Raw genomic sequence first — 22,006 nt, forward strand, 5'->3', positions numbered from 1 at the left:
AATACATTAGGTGCGAAACACCTGCTCTGGTTCACGGTTCACGCAATAAGGGGAAGCACATGTTCAAAGGTTTCAAGGAGTTCCTACTCCGCGGCAACGTTGTCGATCTGGCGGTAGCTGTTGTCATTGGTGCGGCATTCAACGCCGTCGTCGAGAAGGTCGTGTCGTCACTCATCACGCCAGTGATCGGCATGTTCTTCAAGGCAGACTCACTCGACACGGCCCTCATGGTGGATCTGCCCAACGGAGGAACGATCGCCTTCGGCGCTCTACTCGGCGCTCTCATCAACTTCATCATCGTCGCGGCGGTCGTATACTTCGTCTTCGTCATGCCCATGAACGAGCTCCGCAAGCGCACCGCTCCCGCAGCCGAAGAGCCCGTCGTCGAGACCGAGCAGGAGCTGCTCAGCGAGATCCGCGACCTCCTCAAGGCACAGAACGGCGGCGCATCGGCCGCCGCTCCCCTGGCAGCACCGGCCGTACCGAAAGCGACCGACGGTCCGGCACACGCCGAGTAGCGCTCTTTTGGGCCTCGCGCCCAACGCAGGAGGGGCTGGTGGATCTGATCCACCAGCCCCTCCTGTGTTTGGGAAGTGACGCGGCTACAGGCCGTCGTTCATGCGAGCGAGGAAAATCGCCTCGGTCGCAAGCGCCTTCTTGTACGACGCAAGGTGCAGCGACTCGTTCGGCGAGTGCGGGCGCCCGTCAGGATCCTCGACGCCAGTCACCAGAATCTCCGCTTGCGGGAACTCGTCGACGAGGTCGGCGATGAACGGGATTGAACCGCCAATGCCCATGTCGATGGGCTCACGGTCGAAGCCGCCGGTCATCGCCGCACGCATGTGCGCGACCGCGGGGCCCGAGGTATCGACGCTGAACGCCTGGCCGAGACCCGGATCCTCAAACGTGAGCTTCGCGCCGAACGGCGCGTGCTTCGTGAGGTGGCCGGTGAGCGCGTCGTAGAACTCCTGCGGGTCTTGGCCCGGAGCAACTCGGGCCGAGATGCGCACGAGCACGCTCGGGATGAGCGTGTTTGAGGCGTTCGCGATGTTGGGCGCGTCGATGCCGGTGACAGTGATTGCCGGCTGGGCCCACATGCGTGACAGGATCTCGCCGCGACCGATCGGGGAGACACCGTCGAGCAGGCCCGACTCCTCGCGCAGACGCGCCTCGTCGTACTCGGGGGTTGTGAGGTCGGCGCTCGTGAGCCCCTCGACAGCGACCGAGCCGTCCTCATCCCAGAGCGTGTCGAGCAGCTTCACTGCCGCGAGCATCGCGTCGGGAACCGCGCCGCCGAACATGCCCGAGTGGGTCGCGTGAGCCATCGTTTCGATGCGCACGTTGAATGCGACGGCCCCACGGAGCGCGACAGTGAGCGCCGGGGTGTCCACGTCCCAGTTCCCCGAGTCGGCGACGATAATCGCGTCGGCCTCGAGCTCCGCACGATTCTCGTGGAGGAAGTTCGCGAACGACTGTGACGCCCACTCCTCTTCCCCCTCGATGAAGACGGCGAGACCGAGGTCGAAGTCCTCGCCCTTCGCTTCGATGAGCGCACGGATGGCTGCGACGTGAACCATCACTCCAGCTTTGTCGTCGGCGGCACCGCGAGCGTAGAGCCGACCGTTTCGCTCAGTCGGTTCGAACGGCGGGGTATCCCACTCCTCCTCCTTGCCGGGAGGCTGCACGTCGTGGTGTGCGTAGAGGAGAACTGTCGGGGCACCGTTCTTCGCGGGCCGGCGCGCGATCACGGCAGGCTGGCCGAGCTCAGGATCAGCTTCGTTCTCCTGCCCCGCCACTGGTGCGCGCCTGATGTCGACAAACTCGAAGACGCCAGTGGAGCGCATCAGCTCGGCAACCTTCTCGGCGCTCTCCTGCACGTGCGCTGGATCGAACGCGGGCCATGACACCGACGGGATCCGCACGAGTTCGCACAGCTCCTCGATCGTGGTTTCGAACGCGGTATCAATGTGCTGCTTGATGACTGTTTCGAGCTGTTCGCTCATCGGGTCTCCTTCGTAGCCGGTGGCGGCGCGCGTCTTCGCGGCTCGCCCTCTTCAATCCTTAAGCCTATCTATGCGATGGTCTGGTTTGATGGTGTGGATGGACAGTGTTGGGCGCCCCATATTGGGGCGCCCAGAAACACAGTGCCACCGATCATTGCCCGCCCGACCGTTGCGGTCGGCTCCCACCACACGAAGGACACATCATGTGCGCACGCGTAACCTGCGAGACCTGCTCGAAGCCGACCTGGGCCGGCTGCGGCGAACACATTGAAGATGCGCTGCAGGGCGTCGCGGTCGCTGACCGCTGCAGCTGCGCCCGGTAACGCCACGACCTGGGCCAGCATGTGCTGGCCCAGATCAGCGTGAACCGCGCAGCGCCGCGACCGCGACGTCCGTCCGGTCAGTGATGATCCCGTCGACTCCGAGCTCTACGAGCTCTCGAATCTGGGCCGCCTCGTTGACTGTCCAGATGTGCACCTCGACCCCACGCGCGTGGGCTGCGCGCAGTAGACCCGGGCTCAAGACCTTCACCGGGCCCTGCTTGACTGGGATTTGCAACGCATCGATCCCGGCAAATGCCCTGTCGAGCAGGGAAGCCGAACGCATCGCCACCGCTCCAAGTATCTTGACGATTGCGCTTTGACCCGCACCTGTCGCTGGCCGCATGCCACCGACCTCAGCCGCGGCGAGCGCCTCACGTCTGAGCGTGTCGGAGAAGCTGCTGATAAGCACACGCGCTGGGGCGAGCTCTCCGATGAGCGTCCCGGCGGGGGTGGCGACCTCTGGGGTCTTCATATCGAGGTTGAGCCTCGCCGACGGGAAGTCGCTGAGCGCCGCTTCGAGAGTGAGAAGCTCTCCACGCTCGGCCATGGCGTCGGCGAGTTCGGCGCTCGAGACCTGCGAGATACGCCGCGTGTCGCCGAGGGTTCGTTCGAGCGTGTTGTCGTGGAAGAGCACGACCACGCCGTCGGCTGTCAGCTGACAATCGGATTCTACGTAGTCTGCGCCCGCAGCAAGCGCCGCCGCGATCGCTGCTCTCGAGTTCTCGACGATGCCGCGTTCAGCCTCCGCGGCTGACACGTACCCGCGGTGCCCGAAGATGCGAGGCTTCTGCCCTTCCGAGAAGAATGGGTGCAACATGTTTCAAGCATATTCCCCGTGTGCGCTCGCTTCGGAGGCGGCCGGTGTGTTTACCCGCGGGCCGCGACGATCGAACCACCGGCAGCAGCCGCGCTGTCCCGCTCAGGTGCGGGCTGCGACGTCTCTGAGCCTGAGTTCTCGCCCGACGAGCTTGCTACGATCCCTGAGCCGACAGGCTTCATCGAAAGCGCGGTGCGCGTTGCGCCGTCGATGAGCAGGAACCCACCAATTGCGGCGAGCAGCGCGACGAGGCACGCGGTCACGAGCGCGGCGGCGACGAACGTTGATGGCTGCTTCAACACCTCGGGGAACTTCATGCTTCCATACTCCCGTTCACCGGGCCGCTGCGCGTCACCCCGAAGTATGAACCGCGTGATACCCAGGTGCCACGGTTTCCCCGAGGCGCCCTCGGGGTGGCACCCTTAGTCGGCGCGCCCCGTGAACCTGTCCATCGACGAGTACACCTTGAACACGCGGTCGCCCAGCACGTCCCAGGCTCGCGTCGGCAAGATACCCCGCATCGCCATCGCGAGTTTCACAGTCCACGGCCGGAGTACCATCGGCGTCCCCTTCAGCATCCCGCTCCATGCGGCCTGCACCGCTTGCTGCGGCCGCATGATGGGGGTGAAGAGCGGCCCTCGCGCGCCCGCGAACATGCCCGTCGAGATGTAGCTCGGGCAGAACGTGGTGACCGCGACGTGCGCGTTGTCTGTGCGGGTGAGCTCGAGCCTGAGCGACTCGCTCCACCCGATCATCGCCCATTTCGAGGAGGCGTAGACGCTCATGCGCGGGTTCGCGAGCGTGCCGGCGGCGGAGGCGATGTTGAGGATCCGCTTCGGCCGAGTCCTATCGGCGATCATCGCTGGCAGGAACTCTCGCGTGATCCACATCGGGGCGAGCGCGTTCACTCGCATCGTCAGTTCAATGTCACGCTCAGCGTCGTGCTCCCAAAAGAGCGCACCGCGCACGATGCCGGCGTTGTTCACGACAACGTCAGGATCGCCGAGCTCGTCGCGCACACGTGCGGCAGCCGTGGCGACAGCTTCCCTGTCCGAGACGTCGACAGTGTAGACGCGCACGTCGGGGCCTCCTACGCGCCCGCGGGGGCTTGCAAGTTCGGAGGCGAGCGCCGTCGCGCGATCCTCGTCGAGGTCCCAGAGGGCGATCTTTGCCGCGCCCTCTCTGGCGGCGCGGCGGGCGTACAGCTCGCCCATTCCGCGGGCGGCTCCGGTGATGAGCACGGTCGCGCCCGGAATTACGCGGCGCACGTCAGTCTGTTGGGCCATTGCGTCCCGCTTTCTCTCGCTTCGTCGCGAGCTAGATGAGCTTTCCTGGGTTCATGATGCCCGTCGGGTCGAGCTCGCGCTTGACCGCGCGGAGGATCCGCACGCCCTGCTCACCGATCTCGGTGGGAAGGTGCGCCGCATGTTCGGTTCCGACGGCATGGTGGTGGGTGATCGTCGCGCCCGAGGCGACGATGGCTTCGTTTGCCGCGCGCTTCACCCGCTCATACTGCGCGACGGGATCGTGCTCGGCCTTCGCGATGAATGTGTAGTACAGCGACGCACCGTTCCTGTAGACGTGCGAGACGTGCCCCTGCACTGCACTCGCGATGCCGCCGCCTGCCGGGCCTGCGGCGAGCGCTCCCCGGATCGCTGCGGCGACGGCCGTGTGGGTCGCCGCAAGGTTCGTCCATGTCGCCGCGGTCTCGAGCGTATCGACGAGCACGCCAATGGTGAGTAGTTCGTCGCGGAGACGGGGTGAACTGAACCGGCCCCGGTCCCACGCGGCGGCGGGTGCGCTCGTCGCGGAGACGGCGCCGTGGGCGCGGAGGATCTTGCGCGCACGCCGGAGCCTCGCCTTCGGCTCTGAGCCTGAGCCCTCCCACACGCCGAGAAGCAGCGCCGGCGTATCGATCCCTCGGGAGCGCAGCCAGCGGCGCAGCATCTCTGTCTGCGTGCCGCCGCTCTGGGCGAGGGTGAGTTCGGTCTCTTCCTCGTCGCTCAGGCGGCACACGTCGGGGAGGTCTCCCGCCGCGCCGTCTTGCGCGAGCGCACGGATCGCCTCCGCTCCTGCCTCGAACGATGGAAACGCCCATGCGCCGTAGGCCTTCGTCGTCGGCTTCCGCTTCACCGCGACTGTGACCTCGGTGATGACGCCGATCGTGCCCTCGCTGCCGATGACGAGGTGCCTGAGGTCTGGGCCGGCGGCCGATGCTGGCGCGCGCCCACCGAGCACGAGCGGGCCGGTTGGCGTCTCGATGCGGATCGCGGTGATGAGTTCCGCGATCGCACCGTACCCTGTCGATGCTTGCCCGGCCGATCGGGTCGCGGCGTAGCCCCCGAGGGTCGCCTGCTGGTGCGACTGCGGGATGTGCCCGAGCGTGTAGCCGCGGTCGGCGAGCTGCCGCTCGAGGTCGGGGCCCCGCACGCCTGCCTCGAACGTCGCGGTGCGGTCGCGCTCGTTCAGGTCGAGAAGCCGGGAGAGCCCAGTGAGATCGAGCGCGATCACTGCGTGGTGCTCGCCAGCGAGCGGAGCGACTCCCCCGACGACGCTTGAACCGCCGCCGAAGGGGACGACGGCGACGCCGTGCGCGACGCACTCCGCGAGTACCGCCGCGACCTCGGCGCGTTCGCCCGGGCGCACAACCGCGTCGGGCAGCGCGAGTGGGGTGCCTGCGCGCTGATGGAGGAGGTCGACTGTGTTCTTGCCGGCGGCGTGTGCGACCCGGCTCGCTGCATCCTGCGCAACGGCTCCGGTCGGGGCTGCGGCCACGAGGGCGGCGACCGCTGCCTCCGTGAGCGCTGACGCGGCGAGGTCAGCGTCGCTCGGGATCGTGGCAGGCGCAGCATCGAGCACGCCGGGCCTGCGTGCAGCCTCGGCGTCGATTCCGAGGCGCTCGGCGAGCACGGCAAGGGTGCCCTCGCTCAGCGCGCCGCCGGGGGTCGGCGGCGCCCAGCCCCACCACGGGGATACGGGGACGCTCTCGGTAATATCAGCAGCCATACGTTACAGTGTGACACATGGACGCACATAGTCACAGGAGCTCTTCGGTCATCGCGCGCGACGAGGCGATCCTCGACGCGGTTTCCGCGGGGCTCCGCCGCTATGGCCCGCGCAAGCTCACCGCTCAGGATGTGGCCGACACCGCCGGGATCTCACGAATGACGCTGTATCGCGCCATGGGAAGCATGGACAACGCGATCCTGCTCACCCTCACCCGCGAGTTCACGCGCGCGGTCGCCGGCCTGCGCGCGGCGCTGCCCCCAATTGAGACGAGTTCGGGAGCAGCACGACTCGCTGCGTTCCTCGGGACTGGCGCTGAAGCATTCGTCGCCTCAGATCTCATCACGTGCGTTCTCGCCGAGCAACCCGAGCTCATCGAGCCCTATCTCAGCGGCAGGCTCGGACGCAGCCAGGAACTCGTGCTCGAGGCGATCGAGGAGCTGAGGCAGGAGGGGCTCGGCGACGGTTCGATCGCCGCCGCCGCGCCCACGAGCCTCACGCTCCTGCTGCTCGTTCGCGGCGTCGCCCTTGGCGCTCCACTGCTGCAGGGCGACGCGTTCGCCCGCGCTGCGAAAGAACTCTCAGGGATCGCGCTCGCCGCACTCAGCGTCGGCCTGCCGGCGGCCGAGGCTCCCCCCACCACTCCCGTCACCATCGCATAGCCGAACGGCCGGGACCTGCCGGCCAGAAACGAGGCGACATGTTCGAACCACTCCCCGGAGATGTGAACCGAGCAAGTCGCGCCCGCGCGCTTGCCCACCTCGCTGAGCACGAGGTCGACGTGCTGGTAATCGGTGGCGGCGTGACCGGCGCTGGCATCGCGCTCGACGCCGCGACCCGCGGACTCTCGACAGCCCTCGTCGAGGCGAAGGATCCCGCGAGCGGCACGAGCGGCTTCAGCTCGAAGCTCGTTCACGGCGGACTGCGATACCTCGCGCAGGGCGACGTCGCGCTCGCCTGGGAGTCGGCCGTCGAGCGAGAGGCGCTCATGCGGCGCATCGCGCCCCACCTCGTCACCCCCACGGCGTTCCTCGTGCCGAGGTTCGCGCACCACCGTGGAGGTGAAGACGCCGCGGTAAGAGACGGTCGCGCCGCCCAGCCCCCTGGCTCGGGCGCTGACCCCGGGACTGAGACCGGGACTGACGCCAGCCCCGGCGCCGCGGGCCGCAGCCCGCTCGACGGCAGGCTCGGCGACGCCCTCTCGGAGACTGGAATCAGGATCGCTGACGCGTTCCGCGCAGCAAGCGGCCTCCCCGATCGGGTACTCCCGAAGCCGAAGCGCGTGAGCGCGCGGGAAGCGCTGCTCCTTGCGCCAACGCTCAAGGAGGACGGGCTCCGTGGCGGGCTCGTGTACTGGGACGGCGCAGTTGAGGACGACACGCGGCTCGTCGTCGCGCTCGCCCGCACCGCGGCACGGCACGGCGCGCACATCGTGACAGGCTGCCGCGTCGCCCAGGCGACAGACAGGGAGGCGTTGGTCGTGGCCGACGACGGCGCGGGGAACCCATCGGGCGAGGGCACCGAGTTCCACGTCCGTGCGCGCGCCGTCATCAACGCGACAGGCGTCTGGGCAGCTGAGCTCACGCCGGCCGTCGACCTCGCCCCGAGCCGCGGAACACACCTCGTGTTCAGGTCAGAGGTCTTCGGCAACCCCAGAGCGGTCATCACCGCCCCAGTCCCGGGCCACTTCGGGCGGTACGTGTTTGTGCTGCCGCAGGCAAACGGGCTCTCCTACCTCGGGCTCACCGACGAGCCCGCGCTGGGCGCCGACGGCTACGCCCCCGGCGTGCCAGAGGCCGACATCGACTTTCTGCTCGAGGTCGCAAGCGAGTCGCTCGCAGTCCCGCTCACGCGCGCAGACATGCTCAGCGCCTACTCGGGGCTGCGCCCCCTCGTCCGCTCCGTCAGTCGCACTGGCGGGGTATCCGAGCGCCCATCGGCCTCCGCATCGAGACAGCACCTCGTACTCGACGCCCCCGGTAGGCCAATCACCGTCACCGGCGGCAAGCTCACCGTGTACCGAAAGATGGCAGAGGATGCGGTCGACGCCGCGGTGCGCAGGCTCGGGAGAAGCCCTGCCGAACTGCCCGCGGTGACCAAGCGCGTGCCGCTCATCGGGTCGCCTGGGTCCGAGCACGGCCCTCGCGGCGCCGCCGCGGCACGGAGGCGCCCGTCGCCAGCCGCGGCGCTGCGCGAGAGCGCGCGGGCCGCCTCAGCGGTCTGGCCAGTCTCCGACGGCGCGACTGTCTCCCGCCTCGCCAGGGTGTACGGCTGGGAAGCTGAACGCGTCGCAGCGCTGGCGGCCGTGCATCCCGAGCTCGCGGCCGAGGTCGCGCCGGGTGCCGGGATCACGCGTGCCGAATTCGCGTTCGGGATCCTCGCGGAGGGCGCGGCCACTTCCGCAGACCTGCTCGCCCGCAGAACGCGGCTCGCACTCGACCCGCGGCTCGCTGCCGACGCAGAAGCGACGGCCGAGCAACTCCTCGACCGTTTCGCGTAGGGTTGAGCGCAACTCACGAAAGGGCCGCCCAGCGATGACCGACCGCCACCCGAAGCTTTCGACCCCGTGGGGGCTCACGCAGACCACAGCTCCGGGCGCAGGTGGCGACTCGTTCGAGGCGTGGACCGGCCGCACGGTCGCGACCCCGTGGCCAGCGGCCTACGGCGGCGACCTCTCCGTTGGGGCACTCGCAGCAGCGGTACGCTCAGCCGCAGCGGGGCAGCTGCCACACAGCATGCAGATCGCGTTCCTCCTCCCAGGTGACCGCGACCGCACACTCAGCTACGTCGTCGAGCGGGTGCGCGACGGGTTCAGGTATGCGAACCGATCGGTTCGACTGGTTCAGAGCAACAGAGAGATCGCCGCCGCAACCGTGCTGCTTCGTGCGCCGTGCCCGGGCGAGGCACCGGCCGCGAACGTGCCGGGTGTCGAGGGCATCCCCGGCCCCGAGTCGCTCCCCACCGCCGCCGAGGCAATCGCGGCGCGCGGGCCGCTCTCGGCGGCGGCCGGCGACCCCGCACCGCTCGACGCCTACTGGGCCGAGGCACGCGCGCTCGACACCAGGCATATTGACCCGCCCCTGTATGGCGAAACCGTGCAGCCGCGCACCACGAATCGGGTGTGGGTGCGGTTCACGGGCAACGAACCAGCGCAGCGGGAGCTGCTCGCGACGCCGGAGGGCCGCATCGCTCTCGTCGCCTACATCGCCGACGACACGATCCTCGAACCAGCCGCCGCAGCGCTCGGGCACGGCTGGCTCGCGCCAGGCATGTTCTCGACGACAGTGCAGCAGAACATCTGGTTCCACTCCGACTTCTCCCCGTCCGACTGGCTACTGTTCTCACAGCGCCTCGTGAGCGCAACCGGCGACCACGTCGTGTGTCAGGGCGAGATCGTCGCGCGCCGGTGCTCTCGTCGCCACAGTCATACAGGAGGGGATCGTGCGAGTGCGCCCAGCTTCCAGCGAGTCACGCTCAGCCTCGTAGCGCCCGCCGAGCCGCGCCCCTCCTAGACCCCGCCCACACTGGTTCCGGCGCGCAGGTTACTAACGAACCCAAGAATCTGAGTGCGGAGCTCCGGAAACGCGCTGGCGTGCGGCTCCTCCGCCCGCACCGCCTCACGCAGCTCCCCAAGCGCGGCGTTCACGAATCGCTCGCTGTCCCGCATACCCCACGAGTCAAACTCGGCGACAAGATCCTGCGCCGTGATGTCGACATGGCGATACTTCTTGTTCACCGCGAGCGCGAGTTCGCCGTCGTTGGAGTGATGCGCCTGGGGAACGACGTCATAGGCCGGAGCGAGCGACACCTCCCCGCCTCGGCCGTGAAGTAAACCGAGGTTCTTCGTGTGCATATCAAGGTTCCCGATACCCACGGCAAGCACCACCATTCGCGCAAGGACGTGAGTGTCCGCGTATAAGCCGTGGCGCTCCAGCAGGTCAGCAATGCGCTGCAGGCTCACGACACCGCCAAGCGCCTGATACTTTTCGTTTCCGCGTGCGCCTAGCGCCTGACTCATGTCTTCCTGATGCACGCGACCAACGTCAGACCTGTCGAATCGCTCCATGACGAGCGCTGGTAGCCCGTCGAACACCTCGATGGTCGTTGAAAAGGCTGCGAGACCAAGGCGCGTGGCAATTCTCGCCCCGTACTCTTCGTCGAAGATGACACTGGAACGCGTTCCGGGCAGCTGCGGCTTCAAGATATGTGTGCTTGGGTATCCGCCAAGCGCTTGCGCCCACCCGGCCCCGGTGTTCACGAGCACGACCTTCGGCTGCACGCCTCCGAGCGATGATTTCCCACCGACGCTGTCGTTCGCAAGCGGCGCCCCGATCGGGTCCTCTAGCAACCTTCGTACTTCTGCCCGGGAGACAGGGCGGAGCTCCGGGGTGAGCGGTTCGGTCGGGTCGTCCACATCCCAGATTTGCAGCGCGCCCGCGACGTCACGCCCGTATCGCGCCAGGAAGGACAGTGTGTCGCCGCGCTTGATGCCCCCTTGGAGGAGCAGATACTCGTATTGGTCACCTTCTGGCAGCAGTTCTGCGAACCAGTTTCGCCGACGCCCTGCCCGGTCACGGCGTTGGCGGGGAATGAGGGGGATGCTCACGGACAGCGCCCGGCTGTTCACACCGAAACGTGCGAGTCCCTGCGGCGTCGGTTCGAAATCGAAGGTGCGCGAATTCCCGTCCAGGTGCCCGACGATCGTTCCCTGCAGTTCAACGGCGAGTCTCATTACTCAGCCTCCTCGTCGACCCATGTCGCCTGAAGCTCGAGCCCGGCGGCCGCGGCGAGCGCAAGGAGCTGCCGCAGGTAGATTGTCGACTTACCGCCCTCGATTTCGCTCACGACGCTTTGCCTTAATGCGACGTTGTCAGCGAGCTCAGTCTGCGAGAGGTCACGGCTGAGCCGAGCTTGCTGCAGGGCCAGGCCGATGTCGACCGGAGTGCGCAACTTCACCGTGTACCTGGCCATCAGCCCTCCTTCGGGGACTCAAACGCGGGAATATCCGATTTTCAGGATAACCGACGCCTATGCGAAAATCCAGATACTTAAAGCATATCCGAAAATCCGGATACGTACGCCGCCGGAATTCACGACCCGTTCACCAAAGCTTTGGGAAGCGAACCCCCAGTCTCGTAATTGCTCGTCACCTTCGGAAGTTTGAATACAGGTGTTCTCGGAATTCTCCGAGCGCCTCACTCCCCGAAAGGTCACCATGCGTCGCAACGTCATCACCTCGCTTGGCATCGTCGGCATCGCCGCACTCGCCCTCACCGGCTGCCAGGCCGCGGACCCCACAGGCAGCGATTCAGCCGCCGCAGATGCGCCGATCACGATCGCAACCATTCCCATGTCAGACGACCCGACCGCCGAAAACCCAGTCGACGTGCTTGTCGAGCTGCTCGAGGCTGAGACTGGCCGCGAAGTTGAGGTCACCGACGTGCCCGACTACCTCTCAGTCGTCGAGGCAATTCGTGCGGACCACGTCGACATCGGCATCATGAGCGGGTTCCCCTCCGCCCTCGCGGTGAACACCGGCGAGGTGGATGCACTGCTCGCGTGGCCAGGCGACGACAAGCCCGTCTCGACATGCGTCGTGCTGAACGACTCGCCAGTCAAGACGCCCGCCGATCTCAAGGGCAAGACGATCGCGTTCGCCGACCAGGCGTCGAGCTCCGGCTACTTCATGCCCGTGTCGATGCTTCACGAGGCTGGCCTCGAGCAGGGCACCGACTACGAGGCGATCTTCGCGGGCGGCCACGAAGGCAGCTTCGCTGCCCTCGAGCAGGGCCAGGTCGACGCGGCGTGCACCGCGTTCATGCTCACCGAGATGGGCGCACCCATGTTCCCGTTCGAGGACGGCGAGTGGCGCGCGGTCGGCGAGAGCGCGCCGATGGCAGTCATGGGGTCGGTACTCGCGCGCCAGTCGCTCGACGCAGAGACACGCACCCAGCTCGAAGAAGCGCTACCCAAGGTGTTTTCCGCAGAGAACAAGGAGCGCCTCGCAGGCTACGGCGGCTTCGCCGGGCTCGAGCCGGTGATCGCCCCGAAGCCCGACTTCTTCTCATCCTTCGCCGACATCGCAGCGATCGCTGGCGTCGAACTCGAGGATCTCAAGTGAGCGCCCTGCGACACTCGCCCACCAGCTCAGCGCCTACACCCACCGATCCTGCCACCATGACCACAGCCGAATTGCGCCAGGCGCTCCCGCTCGTCACCGTCCGCGACCTACGCGTCGCCTACGACGAGGGCCCGAACGTGCTCGACGGGGTTGAGCTCGACCTCTTCCCTGGAGAGATCGTCGCACTGCTCGGTTCATCTGGCTCGGGCAAGTCCACGCTCATGCGCTCCCTCACCGGGTTCGCGCCGATATCGGGTGGGCAGGTGCGCGTCGCCGGGCACGACGTCACGAACCTGCGACGCGGCGAGCTTCGCACCCTCCGTTCCGAGGTCGGGCAGGTGTTCCAACAGTTCAACCTTATCCCGCGCATGAGCGTGCTCACGAACGTGCTGACCGGCGCCCTGCACAGCGCTGGGCCCATCAATCTCGCCTATGGGTTCACCTCGGCGCATCGCAAACGTGCACTCGAACTGCTCGACCGGGTAGGCATCGCGCACAAGGCCAAGGACCAGGCCCGCTCGCTGAGCGGCGGCCAGCAGCAGCGCGTTGCGATTGCGCGAGCGCTCATGCAGCAGCCGAAACTCATCCTCGCGGACGAGCCGGTCGCGTCCCTCGACCCGAAGCTCGCCGACTCGGTACTCGAGCTGCTGCGAGAGATCGCGGTACAGGACGGGATCCCGGTGCTCGTGAGCCTCCACGTGCTCCCGTTGGCGCTCGCCCACACCGACCGCGTCGTCGGACTACGCCACGGCGAGATGATCGTGAGCGGCCGCACCGTCGACCTCGACGCGGAGCGACTCGCGCCCCTGTATGCCGACGGGACCGCAAGCTCCGACGGGCCAGCCGGTATAGGCGCCACCGGCATCGTCGCCAGCCAGGAGGTGATTCCGAGTGTCCACGCAGGCGCCTGAGCGCCCGAAAGCACAGCAGCCCGAGCTGCCAGCAGCTGATCGAGCGCGCCTCGAACAGGCGGTCTCGCTCCCCCGCGCCCGATTCCTCATGGGCCTTCCCGTCGCCGTCATCGTGCTCATCTGGTCGTTCAACGGCGCCCAGTTCAACTTCGCGAAACTCGGCGAGGGCGCGGTGAACATGGGAGAGTTCCTCTCGCGGCTGTTCCCGCCCGACTTCTCGAAGTTCGGCAAGATAGTCGAGTTGCTCATCGAGACGTTCCAGATGGCAGTTGTCGGCACCGTGCTCGGTGCGGTGCTCTCGCTCATCGTCGCGTTCGCGGCCTCATCGAACATCTCCCCCAGGTGGCTGTACTACCCGGCACGGTGGATCATGAACGTGATCCGTTCGGTGCCCGACCTCGTCTTCGCGCTCATGTTCGTCTCGGCCGTCGGCCTCGGCCCGTTCGCGGGGATTCTCGCGATGACGCTCGGGTCCATTGGCTCCATCGGCAAAGTCTTCGCCGAAGCGATGGAGTCCGTCGATCGCGGGCCCATGGTTGCCATGCAGGCGGTCGGCGCCTCCAAGCGCCAGGTGATCCAGTACGGAGTACTGCCGCAGGCAGCCCCGCTGCTCGTCTCGTACACGCTGCTGCTCTTCGAAGGCAACGTGCGCGGGGCGACGATCCTCGGCCTTGTCGGCGCTGGTGGCATCGGCCTCGAACTCACCACCGCCATGCGCATGTACGACTACGGCCACCTCAGCGCAATCATCATCTGCATCATCGTGCTCGTCACGGCAATCGACCAGGGCAGCGCCCTCATCAGAAAGAAGATCACATGACCGCCACACTCGAAATCGAACTCAGCACGCCCGTCAACCTGCGCGACCTCGGTGGGACGCCAATCGCTGGGGGCACGCTCCGCGACGGCGTCGCGATCCGGACCGACGATCTCGCGACAGTTACCCCCGAGTTCGCGGCCACGCTCGTGACCGACGGCCTCGCCGCGATCATCGACCTCCGCTCGCCACACGAGGTGCAGGTGACAGGCCGCGGCCCCCTCGCCGACTATCCAGTTGCCTACCATCATCTGCCGTTCATGGGTTCGATCGAGGCTCCAGCTGGCGACGCCCCCGAGCTGACGCACGAGCTGATGGGCGAGATGTACGTCGGCATGATCGACCGCGCGGCTCCGCTCATCGTCACTGCGCTCGACATCATCGCGAACGCCACCGGTGCGACAGCGTTTCACTGCGCGGCCGGACGCGACCGCACGGGTGTGCTCGCCGCCTGCCTGCTGCTCGTACTTGGGGCGGACGATGACGTGATCGTCGCCGACTACGCGAGGACGGGACCGAACATGCCCGCAATCATGGCGCGCACACGTACCGCGATGAGCGCGGTGTTCGAAAAGCTCGGCATCGACCCCACCGCGTTCGACGGCGCGGCGCTCACGGATGATGGGATGGACGTGTCGATGCGGATCCTGCTCGGCTCCCTCCGCGAACGCCACGGCGACGCCCTCGCGCCGCTGCACGCCGCGGGCCTCACGGGCGACACGATCGCGAAGCTCCGCGCACGGGCGCTCGGCGCGTGACGCTCACCGCGCCAGCCCCTGCCGGGGCCACGGTTCGCCGTGGCCCCGGCAGGCCGCGCGACTCCGACATGGATCCGCAGATCATTTCCGCGGTGCTCGGCCTCATCGACGCCGAGGAAGACGTCACCGTCTCTCGTGTCGTCGAGCGCTCGGGTGTCAGTCGGGCGGCGCTGTATCGCCGGTGGCCGTCACTCACGACGCTCATCGCCGCCGCGCTCGACGTCGGGCGGACGGTGCCACCGGAGCTCCCGCTCGAGGGAGACCTCCGGGAGACGCTCTTTAGCTCGCTTCTCGGTTCGCCAGCGTCGGTCGACGCCTCGGGATACTCTGAGGCACGGTTTCGGCAGCGGATCCGCCTCGTCATGGCTGACCGGGCCCTCCAGCGCGCCTACTGGGAGTCGCACGTGAGCCGCCGACGCGGCCCGGTTGAGCGGGCGCTCCGCGCTGGCATCGAGCGCGGGATCCTGCGGCAGGACCTCGACGTCGAGGCCGCGTTCGACGCGATCGCTGGGGCCGCGTACTACCAATCGATCGTGCGCGGCGAACCGCTCGAATCGCCGGACGCCCGGAGCCGGCTCGCCGCGGCGTTCGAGATCACTTGGCGAGGAATGGTCGCGTAGGCACCGACTTGTCGGGCCTTGCGATGTGAGCGCCGTGCTGCTCGGGAGCGTGCGCACGGCGCTCACATCAGTGCGGTGCGGGGCGATTCCCCGCGCCGCACCCGCCACTACGACAGATCGGTGATGACGACGCGGGCCATCTTCGGGTCCTTGAGCGAGGCGTACCCCTCGTTGATCTCCGCGAGCGAGATCTCCTTGGACACGAGCGAGTCGAGCTCGAATCGCCCCTCGAGGTAGAGCTTCGCGTACAACGGGACGTCACGCTTCGCATTCGTTGAGCCCATGTAGACGCCTTCCACCCGGCGTCGGTGCGTGAGCATGTCAATGGACGAAATGTTCAGCGAAGCCGTCGGGTCGAGCACACCGATGAGGTACAGGCCGCCACCAGGGGCGACCATCTGCAGGCCCTGCTCGGTGACAGGCCCGACACCCACGAAGTCGAACACAGCGTCGGCGCCGACGCCCGTGATGGCGAGCACCTCGGCAACCGGATCGTGCGTCTTCGAGTTGATGACGTGTGTCGCTCCGAACTCCTTGGCTCGCTCGAGCTTGTCGTCTGCGATGTCGATTGCGATGATCGTCGCCGCACCTGCGGTGATCGCGCCGTTGATCGCGTTCAGGCCGACCCCGCCGAGCCCGATCACGACGACCGCATCTGACGGCTGCACGTTCGCGGTGTTCAGCACCGCGCCGGCGCCGGTCACGACGCCGCAGCCAAGCAGCGCTGCCTGCGCCCACGGCATCTCGTCGGGGACCCCGGCGAGCTGGTTCTCGTGGATGAGCGCCTGCTGCGCGAAGCCGCCGAGCGCCATGCCCTGCGCAACCGGCGAGCCGTTCTCGGTGAGTCGCGGCGCCTCGCCTTCCCCACGCACCGTTGCGTCGGGGTTGCGGCACAGGCTCACCTCGCCTGCGAGACACTTCACGCATGCTCCGCAGTACTGCACAAGGCAGGCGACGACGTGGTCGCCGACCTTGAACTGGGTGACGTCGGGGCCGATCTCGGAGACGACGCCCGCGACCTCGTGGCCGAGCAGCATCGGGGGTGCGTAGCCGAGGTCGTGATTGGCCGCGAGCTCGTCGGAGTGGCAGAGGCCAGACGCCTTCACCTCGACGAGCACCTCCCGGCCGATGGGTGCGGCGATCTGCACGTCCGCGAGTTCGAAGCCTTTGCCGAATTCGCGTACGAGTGATGCTTTCATGGTGTTCCCTTTCTTCGCTGGCCGCCGGTGGTTCCGGCGGCAGACGGTGGTGCGTCGTGCATCCACGACGGCAAGAGTGCGTACAGGTGCTGCGCGAGCTCTTCCTCGCTCGCCTCGAGCTCGCCAGCGAGCCAGCTGGCGAGGACGCCGGTGACGGCCTCGGCGATGTAGCGGGCAGCGATGTCGGCTCGCATCCCGGCAGGCATAGTGCCGACTTCTGAAATGTGGATCATGATCGCCGTGGAGAGCGCCGCGACCGTGCCCTCCCCTGCCGCGCCGCCGCCCGCGAGCGAGAAGGCCGCGCGATACAGGCTGCGGTTCGCGCCGAAGTGTGCGACAAGTGCACGCTGTGATCGGAGCATCGCGTCGTGCGGGTCGGCGTCGCGTTCGAGCGCGGCGGCGTGCGCGATCTCGCCGATGTGCACCTGCTGGAGGTGCAGCGCGAAGTCAGCAAGGTCGTCAAAATGCACGTAGAAGACGGATCGACTCACGCCGGCGCGCCGGGCCAGCGCGCTCACCGAGAAGGATTCGCCATGCGCGCCAAGCTCGGTCGCGGCGGCGAGCAGTCGGGCTCGGACGCGCTCGCTTCGTGGATCAATCTTGGTGGCAGCGGAAACGCTGCCGCCCTCAGGTTCTGGTGCAACCGTCGCACGCTCAGCACCCTTGGGAAACCCCGAACCCACTCCAATGACGGCCATAGCGCCACCGTATCAGTTTCGTGGACAGGTGTCCACGAAACTGAGGCCGACGCACAGGGAGCTTCGGCCGAACCCCGGATGCCCCGGAGATTCGCGCCTCTGCTGGCTCAGATACAGCTCATTCGCTGCTCACAGTTACGCCCGGTCGGCGCCCTCAGAGCACGCCTTGGGCAGAGAGGAACTTTCGGAACTCAGCCGGGTCACTCGGGTCACCCTCATAGGGCGTTCCCTTCACGACGACAAGCGGGACACTGGTGACCTTCAGTCCAGGGTCGCCGGCGAACGGGACCGGGTTCGCGAACACCCAATCGTTGAGCGCCTGTGACACAGGAACAAAGCGCTCCTCACTGATGCACGATCTCGCTTCAGGAGACACGGAGCCGGCAACGCGCTCGATCTCGGCGATAAGCTCGTCGTTCGTGTGGCCGGCTTGCCCCTCAGTGGGTTGGAACTCTGGGGCGAGAAACGCATTGTGGGTCGCCCACGCCGCGTCGGGCTGCGCGTCGGCGAGGCACGCGATGGCGCCTGCCGTGCGCGACGAGTAGTAGCTCCCAGCCGAGGCCCGGTCCAGAAACGTGAGGGGATGGATCTCGATGGCGGCGGCCTCCATCTCGAGGACCTCGTTCAGCACCTCGCCGCTCGCGTCTTCAAACACCGAGCAGTAGGGGCAGCGGTAGTCGAGATAAATCTGAATGAGCGCCGGCTGCCCAAGCTCGTCAGCGGTGCGCGGTGTCGGCGTCGCGCTATCGGGGAGCGCCTCGGACGTGAGAAGTTTTGCGTCGGGGCCCGCGACAATAACTCCACCCGTCGACATGTTCTTTGGCCAGACGAGTGCTTCCCCCGCCGGGGCGTCCGCCTCACCCTGCTCCTCCTGGCCCTGTTCCGCCTGCTCGCCCTGTTCCCCTTGCGGGGGCAGGTCTGCGTCTTGGCCGGGCGCCGCTGACACCAATGTCGCAATTCCAAAAACGAGAGCTGCGGCACCAAGCACAAGCCCGCCAATGGCCGCGGGCCCGCGACGGCGCCGCGCGAGCGACACCACCCCAAGCGCGACAGCGACGACGCCAAGCCCGACGGCAATATAGGCGGGAACAGAGCCAGCGAAGGCGCCGATGACCGCAGCCACCGCCCCAGCCGCGCCCACAACGAGGCCAGCAATTGGCAAGAGTCGTCCACCAGAGACGCCCGCGCTCGGGGCCTGGCGCTGGTTCGATCCATTCGGAGCAGCCATAGCCCCATCATCCCAGACTCTTGCGAGAGCTGTCGGAGTTTTGTGGAGCGGGGCCCACTCGCGCCCGCATCGCAGCGCATGGCCTCGGGCCCTCCGGTGGGGCACGGCGGGTACTCCCCTCCCGCAGGCGGAGGTCAAAATTGTCGATCCGCAGACCGGCGACATCGTCAAGGTCGGTGAGAGCGGGGAGATCTGCGCCCGCGGCTACCAGGTGGTTGCGGGCTACTACGGCATGCCCGAGGCGACGGCCGAACTCATCGACGCAGCGGGATGGCTCCACACAGGTGATCTCGGGTTCATGAGCGATACCGGCGCGCTCACGATCACGGGGCGAGTGAAAGACCTCATCATCCGTGGCGGCGAGAACATCTACCCGCGCGAGGTGGAGGCAGCGATTCAAACCCACCCAGACGTTGCGCTCGCGGCCGTCGTCGGCGTGCCGGATCGCCGCTGGGGTGAGACCGTCGCGGCAACGATCAGCTTCCACGATAACGCGGCGGCGCTCACCGCGAACGAACTCAAGGACTATCTGCGCCCACGGCTCTCCCCACAGAAGATCCCGGCCAGTTGGTTTCAGGGCACGGACCTGCCCGCCAACGCAATGGGAAAGCTGCAGAAGCACAGGCTGCGCGACGCACTGCAGCAGGGCGCCTACAAGAAGTTGCTCGACTAGTCCCGCGCCACTCGCCGATCGTCCGAGCGGGCTCGATCGGCTGTGCTGTCCGCACCGGCAAGCATCGCGTCGAACGCGGCGACGATTGTGCCCTGCTCCTCCCGGCTCCAACCCGCCGTGCGCGACCGCACGCCGCGGCGAACAAGCTCGCTGAGACCCTCCCGGAGGATTTCCCGTTGTTCGCTCAACTCCAAGCCCGCAATGTCTTCCTCAGCGACTGCGAGATCGACGAAGAGCACGCCTTCTGCCGACGAGTACCGCACCGTTGAGCGCCGCTCGTACTCCCGCGGGAGCGACCGGAATGCGATGAAGAGCTCCCCGGCTACAGCCTCCGTTGCGCGTTCAAACTGCGAGGCCGCCGTCAGCAGCTCCTCCGAGAGCAGCGCGACGTCTCCGACCGCGCCGGTATCTGTCGTCTTGGCGATGCGCATTGCGAATCCGTTTCTGACCTGACGCCCGATTCCAGGACGTTCACTCACAGCCTAGGTCACGCGTGGGCGCGGGTGCCATCGCGTGGGGCCCTCTCGGCGGGCCCCACACGACGCGATTACGCGAGGCCGAGCGAACGAGCGATGACGAGCAGCTGCACCTCGTTGGTGCCCTCGCCGATCTCAAGGATCTTCGAGTCGCGGTAGTGGCGCGCCACCGGGAACTCGTTCATGAAGCCGTTGCCGCCGAAGATCTGAGTCGCGTCGCGCGCGTTGTCCATCGCGGCGTCGGAAGCGGTGAGCTTCGCGATAGCAGCCTCGGTCTTGAACGGCTTGCCCTCGGCGCACAGTCGCGCGGCGTGATGCCAGGAGAGCTTCGCGTTGTGCACGCGCAGTTGCATCCGCGCGATCATGAACTGGATGTGCTGACGGGTCTTCAACGGTTCGCCGAACACGTGACGCTTCCCCGCATAGTCGATCGCCTGCTCGAGGCACCCTTCGGCCGCGCCGGTCGCGAGCGCAGCGACGGCGATCCGCCCCTCGTCGAGCGTGTGCAGGAAGTTTGCGAAGCCACGGCCCCGCTCACCGAGGAGGTTCGCCTCGGGCACGCGCACATCATTGAACGTGAGCGCGTGGGTGTCAGACGCGTTCCAGCCAACCTTGTCGTAGGCGGGCTCGACGGTAAAGCCAGGTGTGCCGCTCGGCACGATGATCGTCGAGAGTTCCTTGCGGCCGTTGTTCTCCCCCGTGACGGCAGTTACCGTCACGAACTTGGTGATGTCAGTGCCGGAGTTCGTGATGAACTGCTTCGAGCCGTTGATGACCCACTCACCGTTCTCGAGCCGAGCGGTTGTGCGTGTGGCGCCGGCGTCCGATCCGGCCTCCGGCTCAGTGAGGCCGAAGCCAGCGAGTGCGCGGCCCGCGAGCAGGTCGGGCAGCAGCTCCGCTTTCTGCGCGTCAGTGCCAAACCTAAAGATTGGCATCGCGCCGAGGCTCACCCCTGCCTCGAGCGTGATCGCGATGGACTGGTCGACGCGGGCGAGCGCCTCAATCGCGAGGCAGAGCGCGAAGTAGTCGCCGCCCTGACCGCCAACTTCCTCGGGGAACGGGAGCCCGAACAGGCCCATGTCACCCATCTGCGCGACGATGTCGAGCGGGAGGGTGTGGGTGCGATCCGCCTCGTACGAGATGGGTGCGACGACCTCGTCTGCGAACTCGCGCACCATCTGGGCGAGCTGCAGCTCCTCCTCGTTGAGACTGTAGTTCTCCATCAAACTGTTCCTTCGTTGTGTCGAGTGGGGCAACCGCGCACGCGGGTGCTGTGCGTGACCCCGGGTGGGAAGTGCCGCCTGTGGGCGACACCAGGGTGGTGGTGCCGGGTTACGGCAAGTGGCCGAGGCCACGCGCGAGCGCGACCGATTCGACGCGATTGTGGGCCCCGAGCTTGCGCATCGCGCTGCGCAGATAGCTCTTCACGGTTTCGAGTTCGAGGTGCAGCCGCTCCCCGATCTCGCGGTTACTCAGCCCGAGCGCGACAAGCGCAAGCACGTCGATCTCTCGGACCGACAGTGCAGGCCCCTCGGGAGCGGTCTCCGGGGTGAGCTTGTCGAGGATCGCCTGGATCCCGATCTGGGTGTCGGCGTCCTCAACCGTGCGCGCGAGCTCGCGGAGCTCGGCGAACGCGACACGCACCTGCTCCCACTCGCGGTCGGCGGGCGCGGAGCGAACCGCGCGCAGGTACTCGGCGGTCTCCACGGACTCGACCTGCTTCTGCACTGCCTCGTCTACGGCAACACGAAAGGCGACAGCCTCGGCGGCGGCACGGACGCTCCGCACCTCCTGCACCGCGAACGAGCCAGTCTCGCGCCTCGCGCCGTACACGATGCCGCGGGCGTCGCCGTCGACGACGATCGGGAACGCGACGACCGACCGCAGCGACTCCGCTTCGACAGCCGGGTCGTAGTGCCTGGAGATCGACGAGTCATGCAGATAGTCCTGGGCAGCAGTCGGGGCCTTTTGTGCGAACGCGAGCCCGCCGAGCCCCTTGCCCGCGCGAATCACGAGCCCAGTGAGCGCTGGCGTGAGAGCACCGACGGTGTGGGTGATGGTGAACCGATCCGAATCGGGTGCGGCGTAGCCGCCGAACAGCACGTCAAGGCCGGTCGCCTCGCGCGCACCCGCGAGCGCCCCCGCGACAGCCGAGCGCATCATGACGCGCCCGCAGCCGTGACGCCGTGAACCTGCCGCCTGGCCGCGCACCGCGTGCGCCCGCCGTCAAGCTTGAACATCGGACCTCCTTGTCGCCCGCGCCAGCCCCGGTGATCCGCACGGCTTCGGCGCCGTGCGAGCCAGCCTAGGGCTATCGCGCAGTCATGTCCACCGTACCCCCGGCGCACTGTACACA

General features: G+C 67.3%; 23 protein-coding genes. 10 read left to right on the forward strand and 13 right to left on the reverse strand.

What is annotated here, in order from left to right; translation table 11 throughout:
* Nucleotides 1-59: 59 nt before the first annotated feature.
* Nucleotides 60-518 carry a large conductance mechanosensitive channel protein MscL gene (gene mscL / locus ACF07D_RS00080; protein WP_391503436.1) on the forward strand — a complete coding sequence of 153 codons (459 nt, stop codon included), beginning with the start codon at nucleotides 60-62 and terminating at the stop codon, nucleotides 516-518.
* 84 nt (nucleotides 519-602) lie between these two features.
* Here the strand turns inward: mscL and ACF07D_RS00085 are convergent, their stop codons facing one another.
* The 5 genes from ACF07D_RS00085 to ACF07D_RS00105 all read right to left on the reverse strand — a co-directional run bounded on the left by ACF07D_RS00085 (nucleotide 603) and on the right by ACF07D_RS00105 (nucleotide 6,149).
* Nucleotides 603-2,003 carry a dipeptidase gene (locus tag ACF07D_RS00085; protein WP_391503437.1) on the reverse strand — a complete coding sequence of 467 codons (1,401 nt, stop codon included), beginning with the start codon at nucleotides 2,001-2,003 and terminating at the stop codon, nucleotides 603-605.
* 357 nt (nucleotides 2,004-2,360) lie between these two features.
* Nucleotides 2,361-3,143: a glycerophosphodiester phosphodiesterase family protein gene (locus tag ACF07D_RS00090; protein WP_391503438.1), complete on the reverse strand. Its 783-nt coding sequence runs from the start codon at nucleotides 3,141-3,143 to the stop codon at nucleotides 2,361-2,363.
* 50 nt (nucleotides 3,144-3,193) lie between these two features.
* Nucleotides 3,194-3,460, reverse strand: coding sequence for a hypothetical protein (locus tag ACF07D_RS00095; protein WP_119283053.1), 267 nt, complete (start codon nucleotides 3,458-3,460; stop codon nucleotides 3,194-3,196).
* 105 nt (nucleotides 3,461-3,565) lie between these two features.
* Complete coding sequence (locus ACF07D_RS00100) at nucleotides 3,566-4,429, reverse strand: SDR family NAD(P)-dependent oxidoreductase (protein ID WP_391503439.1); 864 nt, start codon at nucleotides 4,427-4,429, stop codon at nucleotides 3,566-3,568.
* Nucleotides 4,430-4,460: 31 nt separating this feature from the next.
* On the reverse strand, nucleotides 4,461-6,149 hold the full coding sequence (locus tag ACF07D_RS00105; RefSeq protein WP_391503440.1) for an FAD-binding oxidoreductase: 1,689 nt from the start codon (nucleotides 6,147-6,149) through the stop codon (nucleotides 4,461-4,463).
* A gap of 17 nt (nucleotides 6,150-6,166) precedes the next feature.
* Here ACF07D_RS00105 and ACF07D_RS00110 point away from each other — a divergent pair, with 17 nt between their 5' ends.
* The 3 genes from ACF07D_RS00110 to ACF07D_RS00120 are packed head-to-tail and all read left to right on the forward strand — an operon-like array spanning nucleotide 6,167 to nucleotide 9,661.
* On the forward strand, nucleotides 6,167-6,811 hold the full coding sequence (locus tag ACF07D_RS00110; protein WP_391503441.1) for a TetR/AcrR family transcriptional regulator: 645 nt from the start codon (nucleotides 6,167-6,169) through the stop codon (nucleotides 6,809-6,811).
* A gap of 38 nt (nucleotides 6,812-6,849) precedes the next feature.
* A complete protein-coding gene (locus tag ACF07D_RS00115) occupies nucleotides 6,850-8,649 on the forward strand; it encodes an FAD-dependent oxidoreductase (protein WP_391503442.1) in 1,800 nt (599 codons plus the stop codon).
* A 34-nt stretch (nucleotides 8,650-8,683) separates the two neighbouring features.
* Complete coding sequence (locus tag ACF07D_RS00120; RefSeq protein WP_391503443.1) at nucleotides 8,684-9,661, forward strand: acyl-CoA thioesterase; 978 nt, start codon at nucleotides 8,684-8,686, stop codon at nucleotides 9,659-9,661.
* Here ACF07D_RS00120 and ACF07D_RS00125 read toward each other — a convergent pair.
* Nucleotides 9,658-10,881 (reverse strand): type II toxin-antitoxin system HipA family toxin, encoded by a 1,224-nt coding sequence (locus ACF07D_RS00125; RefSeq protein ID WP_391503444.1) that lies wholly within the window; start codon nucleotides 10,879-10,881, stop codon nucleotides 9,658-9,660. The two genes, ACF07D_RS00120 and ACF07D_RS00125, sit on opposite strands and share 4 nt — an antisense overlap.
* A complete protein-coding gene (locus ACF07D_RS00130; RefSeq protein ID WP_391503445.1) occupies nucleotides 10,881-11,120 on the reverse strand; it encodes a multiprotein-bridging factor 1 family protein in 240 nt (79 codons plus the stop codon). The genes ACF07D_RS00125 and ACF07D_RS00130 overlap by 1 nt, the downstream gene beginning before the upstream one ends.
* Nucleotides 11,121-11,319: 199 nt before the next feature.
* Between ACF07D_RS00130 and phnD the strand changes: the two genes are divergently transcribed.
* The 5 genes from phnD to ACF07D_RS00155 are packed head-to-tail and all read left to right on the forward strand — an operon-like array spanning nucleotide 11,320 to nucleotide 15,376.
* Nucleotides 11,320-12,270, forward strand: coding sequence for a phosphate/phosphite/phosphonate ABC transporter substrate-binding protein (phnD, locus tag ACF07D_RS00135; protein ID WP_391503446.1), 951 nt, complete (start codon nucleotides 11,320-11,322; stop codon nucleotides 12,268-12,270).
* Nucleotides 12,271-12,326: 56 nt separating this feature from the next.
* The gene (gene phnC / locus ACF07D_RS00140) at nucleotides 12,327-13,181 is read left to right on the forward strand and encodes a phosphonate ABC transporter ATP-binding protein (RefSeq protein ID WP_119283048.1); all 855 of its coding nucleotides are present in this window, start codon (nucleotides 12,327-12,329) and stop codon (nucleotides 13,179-13,181) included.
* Nucleotides 13,162-14,001, forward strand: a complete 840-nt coding sequence (gene phnE / locus ACF07D_RS00145; protein WP_119283047.1) for a phosphonate ABC transporter, permease protein PhnE — start codon at nucleotides 13,162-13,164, stop codon at nucleotides 13,999-14,001. Before phnC ends, phnE begins: the two co-directional genes overlap by 20 nt.
* Entirely contained in the window at nucleotides 13,998-14,756 is a 759-nt protein-coding gene (locus ACF07D_RS00150) for a tyrosine-protein phosphatase (RefSeq protein ID WP_391503447.1), read from the forward strand. The genes phnE and ACF07D_RS00150 overlap by 4 nt, the downstream gene beginning before the upstream one ends.
* Complete coding sequence (locus ACF07D_RS00155; protein ID WP_391503448.1) at nucleotides 14,753-15,376, forward strand: TetR/AcrR family transcriptional regulator; 624 nt, start codon at nucleotides 14,753-14,755, stop codon at nucleotides 15,374-15,376. Before ACF07D_RS00150 ends, ACF07D_RS00155 begins: the two co-directional genes overlap by 4 nt.
* A gap of 107 nt (nucleotides 15,377-15,483) precedes the next feature.
* Here the strand turns inward: ACF07D_RS00155 and ACF07D_RS00160 are convergent, their stop codons facing one another.
* The 3 genes from ACF07D_RS00160 to ACF07D_RS00170 form a co-directional block, all read right to left on the reverse strand.
* Nucleotides 15,484-16,575 carry a zinc-binding dehydrogenase gene (locus tag ACF07D_RS00160; protein WP_391503449.1) on the reverse strand — a complete coding sequence of 364 codons (1,092 nt, stop codon included), beginning with the start codon at nucleotides 16,573-16,575 and terminating at the stop codon, nucleotides 15,484-15,486.
* Nucleotides 16,572-17,273, reverse strand: a complete 702-nt coding sequence (locus ACF07D_RS00165; RefSeq protein ID WP_391503450.1) for a TetR/AcrR family transcriptional regulator — start codon at nucleotides 17,271-17,273, stop codon at nucleotides 16,572-16,574. The genes ACF07D_RS00160 and ACF07D_RS00165 overlap by 4 nt, the downstream gene beginning before the upstream one ends.
* A 154-nt stretch (nucleotides 17,274-17,427) precedes the next feature.
* Complete coding sequence (locus ACF07D_RS00170) at nucleotides 17,428-18,501, reverse strand: DsbA family protein (RefSeq protein ID WP_391503451.1); 1,074 nt, start codon at nucleotides 18,499-18,501, stop codon at nucleotides 17,428-17,430.
* 40 nt (nucleotides 18,502-18,541) lie between these two features.
* Between ACF07D_RS00170 and ACF07D_RS00175 the strand changes: the two genes are divergently transcribed.
* Nucleotides 18,542-19,174, forward strand: a complete 633-nt coding sequence (locus tag ACF07D_RS00175) for an AMP-binding protein (RefSeq protein ID WP_391503452.1) — start codon at nucleotides 18,542-18,544, stop codon at nucleotides 19,172-19,174.
* Here the strand turns inward: ACF07D_RS00175 and ACF07D_RS00180 are convergent.
* The 3 genes from ACF07D_RS00180 to ACF07D_RS00190 form a co-directional block, all read right to left on the reverse strand.
* The gene (locus ACF07D_RS00180) at nucleotides 19,171-19,605 is read right to left on the reverse strand and encodes a hypothetical protein (protein ID WP_391503453.1); all 435 of its coding nucleotides are present in this window, start codon (nucleotides 19,603-19,605) and stop codon (nucleotides 19,171-19,173) included. The two genes, ACF07D_RS00175 and ACF07D_RS00180, sit on opposite strands and share 4 nt — an antisense overlap.
* Before the next feature lie 116 nt (nucleotides 19,606-19,721).
* Nucleotides 19,722-20,873: an acyl-CoA dehydrogenase family protein gene (locus ACF07D_RS00185; protein ID WP_255809534.1), complete on the reverse strand. Its 1,152-nt coding sequence runs from the start codon at nucleotides 20,871-20,873 to the stop codon at nucleotides 19,722-19,724.
* Nucleotides 20,874-20,982: 109 nt separating this feature from the next.
* The gene (locus ACF07D_RS00190; protein ID WP_391503454.1) at nucleotides 20,983-21,813 is read right to left on the reverse strand and encodes a LuxR C-terminal-related transcriptional regulator; all 831 of its coding nucleotides are present in this window, start codon (nucleotides 21,811-21,813) and stop codon (nucleotides 20,983-20,985) included.
* Between the last annotated feature and the right edge of the window lie 193 nt (nucleotides 21,814-22,006).

It is taken from the genome of Leucobacter sp. NPDC015123, assembly GCF_043080205.1.
GTDB lineage: Bacteria > Actinomycetota > Actinomycetes > Actinomycetales > Microbacteriaceae > Leucobacter > Leucobacter aridicollis_A.

Bases quoted from the DNA above. Each gene is read 5' to 3' on its own strand.
- ACF07D_RS00170 (WP_391503451.1), bottom strand. From the start codon at position 18,501: ATGGCTGCTCCGAATGGATCGAACCAGCGCCAGGCCCCGAGCGCGGGC.
- ACF07D_RS00165 (WP_391503450.1), bottom strand. From the start codon at position 17,273: ATGGCCGTCATTGGAGTGGGTTCGGGGTTTCCCAAGGGTGCTGAGCGT.
- ACF07D_RS00130 (WP_391503445.1), bottom strand. From the start codon at position 11,120: ATGGCCAGGTACACGGTGAAGTTGCGCACTCCGGTCGACATCGGCCTG.
- ACF07D_RS00160 (WP_391503449.1), bottom strand. From the start codon at position 16,575: ATGAAAGCATCACTCGTACGCGAATTCGGCAAAGGCTTCGAACTCGCG.
- ACF07D_RS00125 (WP_391503444.1), bottom strand. From the start codon at position 10,881: ATGAGACTCGCCGTTGAACTGCAGGGAACGATCGTCGGGCACCTGGAC.
- ACF07D_RS00115 (WP_391503442.1), top strand. From the start codon at position 6,850: ATGTTCGAACCACTCCCCGGAGATGTGAACCGAGCAAGTCGCGCCCGC.
- ACF07D_RS00120 (WP_391503443.1), top strand. From the start codon at position 8,684: ATGACCGACCGCCACCCGAAGCTTTCGACCCCGTGGGGGCTCACGCAG.
- ACF07D_RS00105 (WP_391503440.1), bottom strand. From the start codon at position 6,149: ATGGCTGCTGATATTACCGAGAGCGTCCCCGTATCCCCGTGGTGGGGC.
- ACF07D_RS00190 (WP_391503454.1), bottom strand. From the start codon at position 21,813: ATGATGCGCTCGGCTGTCGCGGGGGCGCTCGCGGGTGCGCGCGAGGCG.
- ACF07D_RS00110 (WP_391503441.1), top strand. From the start codon at position 6,167: ATGGACGCACATAGTCACAGGAGCTCTTCGGTCATCGCGCGCGACGAG.
- ACF07D_RS00100 (WP_391503439.1), bottom strand. From the start codon at position 4,429: ATGGCCCAACAGACTGACGTGCGCCGCGTAATTCCGGGCGCGACCGTG.
- ACF07D_RS00095 (WP_119283053.1), bottom strand. From the start codon at position 3,460: ATGAAGTTCCCCGAGGTGTTGAAGCAGCCATCAACGTTCGTCGCCGCC.
- ACF07D_RS00185 (WP_255809534.1), bottom strand. From the start codon at position 20,873: ATGGAGAACTACAGTCTCAACGAGGAGGAGCTGCAGCTCGCCCAGATG.
- mscL (WP_391503436.1), top strand. From the start codon at position 60: ATGTTCAAAGGTTTCAAGGAGTTCCTACTCCGCGGCAACGTTGTCGAT.
- ACF07D_RS00180 (WP_391503453.1), bottom strand. From the start codon at position 19,605: ATGCGCATCGCCAAGACGACAGATACCGGCGCGGTCGGAGACGTCGCG.
- ACF07D_RS00085 (WP_391503437.1), bottom strand. From the start codon at position 2,003: ATGAGCGAACAGCTCGAAACAGTCATCAAGCAGCACATTGATACCGCG.
- ACF07D_RS00090 (WP_391503438.1), bottom strand. From the start codon at position 3,143: ATGTTGCACCCATTCTTCTCGGAAGGGCAGAAGCCTCGCATCTTCGGG.
- ACF07D_RS00150 (WP_391503447.1), top strand. From the start codon at position 13,998: ATGACCGCCACACTCGAAATCGAACTCAGCACGCCCGTCAACCTGCGC.
- phnC (WP_119283048.1), top strand. From the start codon at position 12,327: ATGACCACAGCCGAATTGCGCCAGGCGCTCCCGCTCGTCACCGTCCGC.